This is a genomic window from Candidatus Amarobacter glycogenicus (assembly GCF_016704105.1).
Lineage (GTDB): Bacteria > Chloroflexota > Dehalococcoidia > Tepidiformales > Tepidiformaceae > Amarobacter > Amarobacter glycogenicus.
In genome coordinates this window covers 1-12,949 of sequence record NZ_JADJAT010000007.1, presented here as the reverse complement: position 1 = coordinate 12,949, position 12,949 = coordinate 1, and the positions used below count along the sequence as shown (strand labels likewise).

General features: G+C 60.1%; 10 protein-coding genes and 1 pseudogene. All 11 read left to right on the top strand.

Annotated features, from left to right (window positions below):
* The first annotated feature begins 63 nt into the window (after nucleotides 1–63).
* On the top strand, nucleotides 64–603 hold the full coding sequence (locus tag IPG14_RS10370) for a hypothetical protein (RefSeq protein ID WP_343391751.1): 540 nt from the start codon (nucleotides 64–66) through the stop codon (nucleotides 601–603).
* Between the two features lie 2 nt (nucleotides 604–605).
* The gene (locus IPG14_RS10365) at nucleotides 606–3,278 is read left to right on the top strand and encodes a carboxypeptidase regulatory-like domain-containing protein (protein WP_343391750.1); all 2,673 of its coding nucleotides are present in this window, start codon (nucleotides 606–608) and stop codon (nucleotides 3,276–3,278) included.
* A 30-nt stretch (nucleotides 3,279–3,308) separates the two neighbouring features.
* Nucleotides 3,309–3,623, top strand: a complete 315-nt coding sequence (locus IPG14_RS10360; RefSeq protein WP_343391749.1) for a hypothetical protein — start codon at nucleotides 3,309–3,311, stop codon at nucleotides 3,621–3,623.
* Nucleotides 3,624–3,696: 73 nt separating this feature from the next.
* Nucleotides 3,697–4,368 carry a zinc ribbon domain-containing protein gene (locus tag IPG14_RS10355; RefSeq protein ID WP_343391748.1) on the top strand — a complete coding sequence of 224 codons (672 nt, stop codon included), beginning with the start codon at nucleotides 3,697–3,699 and terminating at the stop codon, nucleotides 4,366–4,368.
* A gap of 40 nt (nucleotides 4,369–4,408) precedes the next feature.
* Entirely contained in the window at nucleotides 4,409–5,140 is a 732-nt protein-coding gene (locus IPG14_RS10350; RefSeq protein ID WP_343391747.1) for a zinc ribbon domain-containing protein, read from the top strand.
* 47 nt (nucleotides 5,141–5,187) lie between these two features.
* Complete coding sequence (locus IPG14_RS10345) at nucleotides 5,188–6,270, top strand: hypothetical protein (protein WP_343391746.1); 1,083 nt, start codon at nucleotides 5,188–5,190, stop codon at nucleotides 6,268–6,270.
* Between the two features lie 168 nt (nucleotides 6,271–6,438).
* The gene (locus tag IPG14_RS10340; RefSeq protein ID WP_343391745.1) at nucleotides 6,439–8,283 is read left to right on the top strand and encodes a DUF3352 domain-containing protein; all 1,845 of its coding nucleotides are present in this window, start codon (nucleotides 6,439–6,441) and stop codon (nucleotides 8,281–8,283) included.
* A gap of 308 nt (nucleotides 8,284–8,591) precedes the next feature.
* A complete protein-coding gene (locus IPG14_RS10335) occupies nucleotides 8,592–10,373 on the top strand; it encodes an SH3 domain-containing protein (RefSeq protein WP_343391744.1) in 1,782 nt (593 codons plus the stop codon).
* A 460-nt stretch (nucleotides 10,374–10,833) separates the two neighbouring features.
* Nucleotides 10,834–11,094 (top strand): hypothetical protein, encoded by a 261-nt coding sequence (locus IPG14_RS10330; protein ID WP_343391743.1) that lies wholly within the window; start codon nucleotides 10,834–10,836, stop codon nucleotides 11,092–11,094.
* Between the two features lie 94 nt (nucleotides 11,095–11,188).
* On the top strand, nucleotides 11,189–11,815 hold the full coding sequence (locus IPG14_RS10325) for a hypothetical protein (protein WP_343391742.1): 627 nt from the start codon (nucleotides 11,189–11,191) through the stop codon (nucleotides 11,813–11,815).
* A gap of 668 nt (nucleotides 11,816–12,483) precedes the next feature.
* Nucleotides 12,484–12,949 (top strand): annotated as a pseudogene (locus IPG14_RS10320) (hypothetical protein); the annotation flags it as partial.

Below are 12,949 nucleotides of genomic sequence, written 5' to 3'. Positions count from 1 at the left end.
ACTGAACGCTTACGACGTGATGGTAATGGCAGGCTATGCCTACGTAGCGTATGGGAACGCGGCTTGGGTATCATCAACATAGCGAACCCGGCTGCGCCAGTCTTAGTGGGCCTCTGGAGGGCGCCGGGCTTCGCAACTGATTATGAGTTACATGTAGCACTGATCGGCGATCATGCTTATCTCACACACGGTGAGAGCGGCCTGCGAGTGATCAGCATCACGGATCCAACCCGACCCATGGAGATAGGCCTTTATGATACGCTGGACTCTGCATTGTCCGTAGCGGAACAAGGGGGCTATGTGTTCGCCGCAGATGAAAGGTACGGCCTGCGCGTGATTGACGTGGCGAACCCGGCCGTCCCGGTGGAGGTCGGCTTCTATGACACGCCAGGGCGTGCCTACGACGTAGCTTTGGCAGGGAGCTACGCGTACGTTGCAGATTATGATCGCGGCCTGCGCGTGATCAACGTGGCGAACCCGGCTGCCCCGGCGGAGGTTGGCTTCTATGACACGCCAGGGTATGCTTACGGTGTAGCTTTGGCAGGGAGCTACGCGTACGTTAGGCCGGTTTCTATGACACGCCAGGATATGCCCAGGGCGTAGCCGTGGCAGGGAACTACGCCTACGTTGCAGATAATAGTCGCGGCCTGCGCGTGATCAACGTGGCGAACCCGGCCGTCCCGGTGGAGGTCGGCTTCTATGACACGCCAGGGTATGCTTACGAGGTAGCTTTGGCAGGGAGCTACGCGTACGTTGTAGATTATAATCGCGGCCTGCGCGTGATCAACGTGGCGAACCCGGCCGCCCCGACTGAGGTCGGCTTCTATGACACGCCAGGATCTGCCCAGGGCGTGACCGTGGCGGGGGGGTATGTCCACGTCGTCGCCTACGGAGGCTACGTGAACGGGGGCGGTCTGTTCGTCTTGCGGTTCACAGGCGTCACCTACACCATCTCCGGCCGCGTGACCGACGCCAGCGGCCACGGCATCCTCGGCGTGACCGTCTGGGCCGGCTCCCCGCGCAACACAACGACTGATGCGAATGGGGACTACACCTTCACAGAACTGCCGGCGGGGACGTACGGCATCAGACCAGATAAGGATCCGTATGTCTTCTCGCCGGCATTTCGCACAGTCACAGTGCCTCCGAATGCGAGCGGGATAAACTTCGCTGCTCAACCACCCGATCTCCGCGTTGCCCACATCGAGGTTGCGCAGGTGTTTGTGGAGGAACGAGATCCAACCAGCCAGATTATCATTTCCTTGATCGCCAAGAAAGACACGCTCGTGCGGGTATTTGTTGGCGTGTCCGGCGCGCCATCGGTCTACGGTGTCACGGCTCACCTGCACATGCGAAATGCCTTCGGCGTTGAGCGCACCATCACTCAATCTGTCAACCCATGGCCTGTTCAAGCAGGGCAGAATCCTGATCCCAATCACTTGCAGGATACGATCAACTTCCGTCCACCACCAGACCTGCTCCTGGGCAACATGACGTTCTGGGCTACGGTGGATCCGAACAACTACATTGTCGAGAGTAATGAAGATAACAACATTGACGGGAATATTATGAGGCCATTCCGATCTGGCCAGCCAACAGGTGATCCACTGAGGATCGCTTGGATGAGTCTAGGCTACGCCAATCTGCAGGCACCCTTCATTCATCTTGCCGACCCATCCATTGCTGCAAGGGGGGACAAAGCACTTAGACAAATCTACCCAGTTGGGGCTGGCGACGTGGAGTATTTCTTTCAGCCAGGCTTCTCTGAGGTACTCTCTGTAAAGCTAAACGGCCACGAGGCTTCGTACCGCAGGGCTGTTAACCGTTTCTGGAATGATGTCAGTCGTTCGTCTGGTTGGGTTGGAGGCACACCAGACCGCCTCTATGCGTGGATACCTGGGATAGCGCGTGATCCCTATGAAACCTGTGGTGTGGCCGATCCTGTCTGGGACGAAGGAAACGGAAGAGTAGCAATAGGTGCGGATGCCTGCGACAAGACGCTCGGCGGAGCCGCAAAGAACATATCACCCGATGAAGTCATGGCGCATGAAATCGGACACGTACTAAACAGCCATGATGAACTCCGCCATACTCCAAACGATGCGGGCGGTGACTGCTTTGCCGCGACGGGTGAAACTGGACCCTATCCAAACGCAACTCCGAAGGGTTCAATCATTGCTCACGGACTGGACGTGGTGAAACTCAAGGTGCTCGATCCTCAGCACACTTATGACCTCATGTCCTACTGCAAACCCAGTTGGGCCTCTCCTACAAACTACGAAAGGCTGCTTGGCGGCTTCGAGGATCCTCCCAACCTCAATGCTACAGGAACGCAGTCAGTGGTGTCTATTCGACAACTGCTGGTTTCGGGCATGGTCTACAGCCCGACTATGCAGGTGGACCTCGACCCCTTCTATGCTGTGATCTCAGCGGTTCCACCCAGTCCGAACATGGGCAGCGACTATTGTCTTGAGGCGCTAGCTGCTAACGGCAGCCGTCTTGATGGTCGGTGTTTTAATTTGGGTTTCGATCACTCCGAAGTGAGCCTTAGTCCTTCTAACACGCCTGGGGCTGAGGATAGCTTTGCGCTATCTATTCCGTATCCAACTGATACAGCACGAGTTGTATTGACCCACCTGGGCGCGTCGATCGCCACGCGCGCCATCAGCGCTCACGCGCCCACTGTCCGCTTGATCTCTCCCAACGGCGGCGAGACGTGGGTCGGCAGTGGCGCGTACACCGTCACCTGGACGGCCGGCGATCTGGACGGCGACCCTCTGCACTTTGCACTCGCCTACAGCACCGACGGCGGCGCGTCGTGGATCCCGACTGGCCTGGACCTCACCGGCACGCAGCACGCGCTGGACGTCAGCATGTTACCCGGCGGAACGTCGGTCTTGCTGCGGATCAGCGCCACCGATGGCGTCAACACGACCGATGATGTGTCCGATGGACCGTTCACAGTAGGCCGCAAAGTGCCGCAGGCGTTCATCCTGTCGCCAGAGGACGGCGCGCGCTTCTTCCCCGGCACCGCAATCTGGCTGGAGGGCCGCGCCTTCGATCTGGAAGACGGCACGCTGGACGACGCGGCGTTGCGCTGGACATCGAACCGCGACGGCGGGCTCGGCACAGGCGGGCTGCTCATCGCCACCCTCTCGCCGGGCGAGCACGTGATCACGTTGACCGCAACCGATTCGGATGGCAACACGGTTGTCGCGACGATCCGGCTGTCGGCCGGGCATCGGTTGTTTTTGCCGACGGTTTCACGAGGCCATTAGTATGAACTTACTCAGTTTAAGGAGAAAACCATGAGTACCTTTTTAAGTGTCACCATTAGTCTCATCTACACGGCCGCATTCATCGCCTGCCTCTGGTGGGCCAATTCGGCCCTTCGCCAGTTGGACATCCCGCGGCGCTTCAATCTGCCGGCCAGCGTGCGCCTGCTGGTCGTGCTGGCAGTGGGCGCGCTGGTCTACAGCCCGGTCAGCCGGATCCTGGGCGGCCTCTTTGCGCTGTTCAACTCCTACTCCGTTGGTTGGGTCAAGGCCGCCGATGTGATCGGCGCGCTGGTCTTGTTGGGGTTCGTGGGGTGGCTGTACACACGCGGTGTCCTCGAACGGTAAGAGAGGCGCCTTGATGAATTTGGGTTGCTGCGAATTGCCGGCGACCAGACATCATGCACAAGGGAGTTCGATCATGACACGAAAGATCCTATCGGCCTGCACACTTATGGCATTTATTGCCCTCATGTTGTCAGCATGTACTGGGGCAGACGCGAAGCCGCCGCATTTTGGATTCTACCTAAAGAGCGGCACGAAGTTGGTCGAGATGAAAGAGTTTGCGGGGTCGCCTGACCATGGGGAGACTGGAGGGCATTCCGTCGGCGCTGACCGTCAGCCAGTAATCGTCGCCTGGCACAACCGCATTAACCCGCAGTGGCTTCAGCTCATCTCAGGCTACGGTGAGGGAAAGCTTGTGGGATATGACACTGCCCCCAAGGCCGATGGGCTGTTGGAACTCCGTCCCCAGGGCGTGCTCGAACCGGACGGCTACTGCTTTGTGCAGGGCGATCCGCTCGGGACGCCCTATCAGCTTGCGACCTGGTGCTTTAAGGTAAGCCAAGATGCATCTTCCGGCCAAACGCCTGGCGGACGCACCAGTGGGCTGTGGTGGGTGTTACTTATCCTGTTAGCAGCCGCTGCAGTTGGCGTCTATTTCATCTATCGCCGCGGGAGCCAACAAAAGACAACACCTGCTGACACGATGTCGTCAGCACGATCTGCCTCGCCGGCCTTCTGCATGCATTGCGGGCAGCCGGTGCAGACCGGCAGCAAGTTTTGTCTGCACTGCGGCAAGCTGCTCTCGTGAAACATCCGTACCATACACGGCATTTTGGAGTAATCGTGTCATGCCAGACGAAGTGACTTTCTGTCCCCACTGCGGCAAGCAGCAACTGAAGCTGAACACGCGTTTTTGCCACATCTGCGGGCAGCCAATCCCGGCGGCCCCAGCACTTGTGCCCGTCGCGCCCGCGCCCGTCGCGCCCGCGCCCAAGGAACCGCGGCGACCGAGTTCATGGTGGCTGCTGCCGCTGTTTCTTGTGGGAGTCGTGGCGCTGGTCTTGTTGGCCTGGGAACCGGCGCGCAGTCGGGTCGGTGACCTCCTGGCGGGCATTCGGACGGACGCGACCGAGATCGCCCCTCCTGCCTTGGCGCGAGCCGTGCCTGGCGACGCGACCGTAGGCCCGACTCAGATCGTCTCCGTGGCGCCAACCGCGACGCCTGCAGCATCAGCGACCGGCGCTATTCCGCCCAACGCTACCGCGCTGTCTACCGCGACGCTACGGCCGACCGCAACCCCATCGCCCACGGCGACGCTACCGCCGAGCGCAACCCCGACAGCAGCGCCGCCGGCCACCTCAGAGCGGTTTGTGGCCGTCTCGCTGCAAGGGGTTGTCAACGCCATGACCACGGACGGTTACATTGATCCGCCGCTGGGCGATGTCGTCCTCTCCGGCGTGCGTTTCAGCCTAGGCCGAGGCGGCAGCGTCACCACACAGACCACACCGCTACCCGGCAATCCACAGCGCATCTCATTGTCGGTCGATACAGCCGCGCCGGAGGCTGTCTATCTGCTCTGACCGGAGGCAACCTCTTCAGCCGCTTCGACGGGCTGACCGTCGGCCGGGTGCGCCTGATTTTTGACGACGGCAAGATGCATGCCGTGGATCTGGTGGCGGGGCACAACCTGCGCGAGTGGAAACAGTCCGGCGACGTCATCGGCCGCACGCGCAGCCCGGAGCTGGCCGAGGTCTGGCGCGGGGCGAACCGCTTCGATGCGGGCGTAGCCGTGATTGACATGCTGCGCGTGCCTCTACCGCCAGAGCTACAATCAAGCCGATTGGTCAGCGTCGAGGTGCTCGATCTTAGCGCCGAGACGGTCGGTGATCTCGATCCGGCTCTGAATCTCCTGGGCGTCAGTGTCGCCTCAAAGCCGGGGCCGACCGCGACGCCACTCCTGACCGCCACGCCCACGGTGACCGCGGCGCCCGCCACGCCGACCCCTGTGGTCGGAAAAGTGGTCTTTGGCAGCGATCGCAACGGTTTTGCGCATATCTTCAGAGTACGCGGGGATGGGCGCAGCATGACCGCACTGACCAGCGGCAGTGAGTATTTCTGGGACCCGATCTTCAGCAATGATGGCACGCTTGTGGCCTTTGTGTCCAAGGTCAGCGGCAACACCGAAGTCTTCGTCGCCCGCAGCGATGGGAGCAACGCACGAGCGATCAGCAATCACCCGGCCGAAGACGATCATCCTGCCTGGTTTCCCGGGAACAGCGAGTTGGCGTTTGCCAGCCGCCGCGACGGCGGCTGGGAGGTCTACCGCATGAATGCGGATGGTTCCAACGTGCGCCGGCTGACCGCGGACGGCGGCGACAACCGTTTTGTCGCCGTCTCACCTGACGGCAGGCAGATCGCTTACTTGGCCCAGAACGCGCCTTACCCTGGCCTTGATCTGATGCTGATGAACGCGGACGGAAGCAACCGCCGCGCCCTGTTCAGCTTTGCATCCGCCAAGCAGCGCGACGATCCAGGGCGGTACGTCTTCCGCCCCGATTGGTCGCCCGACGGCGTACAGCTCGCCTTCGGCGCAGACGATGACGGCGATGGCCTGATCAGCGTATTCGTGGTCGACGCGGCGACCGGTCAGGCGCGGCGCCTGATCGAGGATGGCAACAGCCCGGCGTGGAGCCAGACGGCGGGCGGTTGATCTACAAGCCGGCCGGCGATCCGCAGATCCTGTTCGTCGCAGACGCCAGAGGCAGGCGGCTCTACCAGTTGACCGCAGCGACTTACAATGCCTGGTCGCCGGATTGGACGCGCTAAGAAAACGGTTACCCAGCGCACTTTGTCTGGTTCCTGCGTCTGTGCCGGGAAAGTGCCTATCAAGAAATCCGTTTATTTGTTTACTGAGGAGGAATCTATGTATTGCATGAATTGCGGCACGCACAACGCTGATACGAATCGCTTTTGTTTGCAGTGCGGAAAGCCGCTGATGGCGACACCAGTATCACTACAGGAACCATCTCGCGGCGGTTGGATACCTCCTGGTGCGCCAGCAACCATGCCGAGGTCGCCTCAGCGCCGATTCCCCTGGTTGTGGTTCATCAGCGGTGGCCTGATTGTGGTGGCGCTCTTGTGCGTAGGTGGTTATCTGCTGGCGAGGCAGTGGCTGCGCCTCGGTACGAACGAAGCTGTCAAGTTGATGCCCGCTGACACCATGATGATGATGAGTCTCAGTCCCGGCCCGCTGCAAGTCAGCCGGTTGCAAAACTTGGCGCCGCTGAGCGGCGTGTTGGGCGCTGTGATGGGTGAGACCGGCGCAGCACCAATGGATCTAGGGGCACAATCACTCGACATTGACTTTGCACGCGACATCCAGCCATGGATCGGTTTAGAAGCGGTTGCTGGTATCGTGGATACGGGTGCTGGTGAGCCGGCGCTTGTGGCTGCCGTTGCCAGTCGCAGCAGTAGGGAGTCGGCTGCATTTCTCAAGAAAGTGCGAACGCAGATGGAGGGCAGCGGTGCTGTCTTCGAGGAAGAACGCTACAGCGGTATCCTTGTCGTTTACAAAACTTCCGGAGACTCAAGCGATCAGCTTGCCTATGCTGAGGTCAACCGCTTCGTGATCGCTGCCACATCCCTCGACGGTCTGCACGCGCTGATTGATGCGGCGCAGGGCAAGCAGACCGCACTGCCCAAGAATAGCACGTATCAACGTATGATGAAAGAACTGAGTGGGAACCGCTTCGGCTATCTCTATGCCGACTGGGCAACGATTCGCAAGATGGGCGGTTCAGAAGAACTCGACAGACTGGCTGGCGATATGCTGCAGGCTGTTGGCGCGGCCTTAGTTCTGGAGAACGATGGGCTACGTCTGGACTACGTTATGCTTGTGAATCCCGACAGCATCCCGGACGCCTGGCGCGTGGCGATGGAGATGGCTGCTAATCCGAACAAAGTAACCGCTGCGTTGCCCGAAGACACGTTGGTGATGTACAGCGGCCAGAAATTGCGCCTATTGTTCGATCAAATCGCCGATGTGGCCGGCCTTGCCGACGTTGGCGGTGAGTCGCTAATGACGCAGATCGAACGCAGCCTGGGCATCAACCTGGAACAAGACTTGTTTGGCTGGGCCGATGGCGAGTATGCGCTTGCTTTGATCAGCGATCCAGACTCCGAGGGCCCGCTGGGAATTTTGCAGATGCCGGCTAACTTGCTGTTGCTGATCGAAACCAAGGATGATCGTGTGGCCGAACGCGGGATGCAGAACATCGCCGATGCACTCACCCGGGAAGGTGGATCCCAGTTCAACGAGGAAAAAATCGGTGGTGTTACATTCCATACGATTACCGATCCCTACCAGGCTACAACGATCGGCTATGGGCTGGTCAATCACTTTGTGGTGATCGGCACCTCCCATCAGGTGCTACGTGAAGTAGCCACAGCGGCTGATCAATCGTTGGCGCGCGACGACGCGTTCAGGAACTTCATTTCCCGTCTGCCAGCACGTAATAGCGGCTATGTCTACATGAACGTCGAGCTTCTGGTAGATACCGTCTACGAGCAGATGCCAGAGTATGCGCAGAAAGACTTCGATGCAAGCACACGACCCTATCTGAAATCTGTTCGCGCGATTGGCCTGGCGAATCAGCAGCCAGGCGGCAAGGATGTGCAGCGTGGCTCGATGTTCTTGTTGCTGGCCCGCAATGTTGACCCATAAGATGTGATCAGACTGCTTCGAGCTACCCCCCCGCCTACGAGGACGCTTATGCAATGTCAAAACTGTTCCGCCCCTTTGCCTGATCAGGCAAGCTTCTGCAACGTGTGGGAACGTCGCAGGCAGCAGTGGTCCTCTGCCCACAGTGCGGCGCCAGTCTGGGACCAGGGCAGAAATACTGTATTCAGTGCGGCGCGGAGGCGAGCGCCACGCGTGTCGCGACCCAGGATGGCGCCCAGAAGGGGATACCCCCGGCGCCGGCGCGGGGCCGATCGAGCCGCTTACCGGTTCTGATCGGCCTGGTTGCGCTCTTGATTATCGTTGCCGGCGCGGCGGGAACGCTTCTCCTGCTAAAACAACGGGACGAGAGCCAACGCGCGGTCGCGCAGGCGGCCGTTGTCGAGCAGTGGCAGGCGGCGCAGTCCGCCTTGACGGCCGGGGACCCTGAAAAGGCGTTGGGGCTGATCGCCGACATTCGCCTGCGTGATGCCAACTTCGAACCGACGGCGGTCAAGAGTCTGCGCATCACCGCGTGTACGAACCTGGCGCAGGCCGCAGAAGGCGCCGCGGATGTTTCCGCGGCACAGGGATGGTGGGATTGCGTCCTGGAAGAGGATCCGGCATCCTCCGCCGGGCGCCGGGGAAGTCAGGCTGCCCAAGATTATCTGGTCGGCCAGGCAGCCTGGAATGCTCAGAACTACGCCGGCGCCATCGCGGCCTGGCAGCCGATCTATGCAGCCCAACCTGATTACGCCGATCTCAAAACGAAGCTGTACGATGCGCATATCGCTCATGGCGGTGCCCTGTGCGCGCAGCAGAATCTGCAGGACGGTCAGGCGCAGTTTGTTGCTGCGCGCATCATTGACCTGAATCGCCCGGAGGCCGACGCCCATCTTGCCTCGTGCCAACCGACGCCGACGCCCACGCCTACGCCGTTCCCTGGTCCTCATCTGGCCGTAGTTGCCAACACGACAGTCCTGCGCGTGCGGGCTGGCCCCGGACCCGGTTATCTTGTTCTCGGCCGCCTTGAGGCCAACACCACGGTGACGATTACCGGTCGCACCGAAGACGCCGCATGGGTCGCGATCCAGGTTGATGCGGCGCGCCGCGGTTGGGTCAGCACCGAATTCCTGACCTCATCTTATCCATTCACGGCCGTGCCCGTGCAGGCGACGCCGCCTCTTTTGAAGAGCGTGCAGGTGGCGCAAGCGCTGCAAGATTTCTCGCCGGAGCAGGGCTATCGCTCCTGGTACTATCTGATCTCGGAATCTGCGGGCAGCCTGAAGTTCAAACAAATGCCGTGGGATGGGGGTTCCTGGTGGCGGTGGTGCTGTGACGCGCGCTACGATCCACGGATGCGCATCTCCGACAATGGTATGTATCCGAGCCGGGCGCACGATGTGGCGCGTGAGTGGGTTTCACCGTATGAGGGATCGCTGCGCATTTCCGGGCGCGCGTACAAGGATGGCCGCGGCGGCAACGGGGTCAATCTGCGCATCGTGCATAAGGAAACAACGGTTTGGCAGGTTGATCTGAACGGCTCCGATACGACCGGTACCCGCTTCGATGTCAGCATCAACGCGCAGCCCGGCGATGTCATCTATTTCATTGCCAATGCGCGCAACGATGACCGGGATGACAACACCGTCTTTGAGCCGCTCATCGAACTACAGCATACGGACGGGGCCGATCAGTCGCCGCCGGTCGGGTGGGCTGACAAACCGACGCTGCCCACTCCCACACCAACGTCGCGCCCCGCCGCCGCCTTGTGTTTCGAGCCGCGGGTGCGTCACTATGAGGAGCACAAGGGCTGCTGCGCCGAGGTTGCCGGCCTGGTTTACAACCTGCAAGGGAAACCGTTTGGCCCCCGCGGCGCGCTTGTCCGCATCGAAGGCCCACCGGCGACGAACCGTTACGTGCGTGAATTTGGCGTGGATGCTGGCGGCGGCTACAGCATCACCGCGCTCACGGTGGACACCTACACCATTTGGCTGAAAGGGACCAACATTCGCAGCCCGAAATTCGAGGTGAAATACCCCGATTGGGCCAAGATTCGCATCCTGGTGGATTTTTACCAGGTGGTATGTCATTGACAGACACTGGATATCAATTGGTAAAAGCCGTGCAATCCGTGAATGTTGCGCAAAGTTGACAGGGTTTTGACAGAAGGTTGGAAGACCTGTGAGAGAGTATTGGGTGTATGATGCCAACGCGATGACGCAGGTCGCGGACGCTCACAACGCGCTTCGCTATGGCGCCACCAATATCCAGATGGAGGTTACTCATGGCTGACTATCATAGTTGTCCGAATTGCGGAAGCAAGCCCACCGCCTGGCTCGCTTCGCACATGGAGGTCTATCAGTGCGACGGCTGTCGCAGGGAATTTTGCCACCGCTGCCCCGGCAGCAACGGCGGGCGTGAGTGCCCGAACTGCGGCTCGACGCGCTATCGGACCGTGGGGAGGGTGTACAGGTAACTTGCGCGTGCCAGGAGACCAGGTAGGTTGCCGACGAGGTCTTCGATCAGTGGAAACAGGAGCAGAAGTGATGTCACATGACCGACAATGAATTCAGGGCACTGCGCCCAGGCGACAAGGTCTCGGTGACCGGCAAAGGGATCGCCTTCGACGCGGTGGTGACCGGCACCCACAACAGTAGCTACGAGATACCGATCCAAGTAGTCCAAATTCACTTCCGGGCAGAAAACCTGGACTACGTGTACCAGGCCTATCGCGCTGGGCATCGCACCACGGAGAGCAACCGTCCGGCGCTGCTGCGCGGGTGGATCAGCGAGGGCGTGAGCAGATGGGGTTGAGCCTGGCTGATGATTTGGTGGCGCGTATCGGGTAGGCTGTTCGGCGGCGCGTGCGGGGTTGTTGAACTGATCCTGCTAAGTTGGGGAGAAGAAGATGAAGCACGATGACTCTGCCAGGCTTTTCACAGCAGGCGCTCTGATGCTGCTCGGATTGCTGCTGTTCTTGCAGCACCGCGCAATTGCACAGTCTCAGCCAACGCTGACCGAGGCTGTCGTGCTGCCTGCCTTCGATCGCACAGCCCGTCACGCCGCACCAACGATAACCGTCACACTCACACCTGTGTATCGTGCCGGGAGCGTCGAGGCGTTCATGTCTCCTGCTCATATCCTGACCAGCATCCAATGGGATGAGCTGAACGCGTTGAATCAGTCGTCATGGGCGCAGTCGTTGGCGCCGCAGACCGATTGTACTGGCGTGACGAATGGCGCCTGCGTCGAGACGCGCGCCGGGCTGTCGCTCTGCAATCTGAACAACATTTGTGTCATCAAGGTTGATCTGAACCGCAACACCCTGCAACCGCGGGTGGTGATTGCGCCATCGGGCGGAACTGCCTGGCTGAGTTCCATGGCATCCAGCGTAGGCGGCATCGCGGCCATCAACGGCGATTACTTCAGCGGTTGCCCGGACACTCCCCCGCTGCCGCTGAACTGTGGTGAGGGGCTTGACGTTTGTCGAGGGGACAGATTTTACGGACTACAGCGGTTCCGAATGGCAGAATAGGCGTTCCCTGGGGCTGAACGGGAGCTATGATCCCAACATCGGCTGGCCCAATGAACAGAACAGTTTTCACTGGCTCACGTTGGGCGGCGGTCCACAGGTGACGTTTGGCGGCGAATACCGGTGGCGTTGTTGGTATCAGGGCTACAACACGGAAGGTGACTGTGCGTGCAGTAGCAATACCGTTGTCATCAATGATGAGTTCTTCGGTTGCTCTTGCGAACAACTGGTGGAACAGATCACAGAGTTTCGTTGGGTTCAGCGACGACGCAACACTCCTCTATCTTGCCGCCAGCCGACCGTGTTACAATAAAAACCCCTCACGAAATGCAAGATGTCTTGTGGGTGCATGGGGCGCGTAACACCTTGAAGCTCGATGGTGGGGGATCGTCTGGACTGTACTTCAACGATGGCGCCTATTCGTTTGCCTGGAATGGCGGCCGGGAGGTCGCCAATGCCTGGGTCATCGTTCCCTACACCGCTCCTCCATCGCCCACACCGCCGCCGGCTGGGAGCTGGCATGTTGAGTATTTCAGCGATCGCAATCTGGGCGGACGCTGTTACGACGGCGAGGGTGACAGTCGTCGTACGCTCCAGTGGGCGGATCGCCAGAGGAGTAGGCCCTTCAATGACAGCTTCAGCGCCCGCTTTACGCGGACGATGAATTTTTCTTGGCGGCAACTACCGCTTTCACCAGCACGACGACGGCTAGCCGAATCTTCATTGACGGACAACTGCGATTGGATGCCTGGTGGGATTCTTCGTTCACAGGTCATGACTGGGGCGGATCGCTGTCATCTGGGAATCACGAAGTCAAAATCGAATTCTATGAGAACTCAGGTGACGCGCGACTCGAAGCCTGGTGGCAGGGCGCCGGGTATCTACCCTCTGAGCAGGGATGCAGCGCCGGCGAGTGGTGTGCTGAATATTGGGGGAATGTGGATCTGCAGGGTACGGCCTTCATGCGTTTCAACGAAGGAGGCGGTGTGCTCGATCACAACTGGGGCGCAGGAGGGCCGGGCACACCGTATGGTTTGCCTGGCGACCGTTTCAGCGATCGTTTCCAGCGCACGGTCAGCTTTGCCTGCGGACGTTACCGCTTCAATGTGTTTTCCGATGACGGCGTTCGCCTGTGGG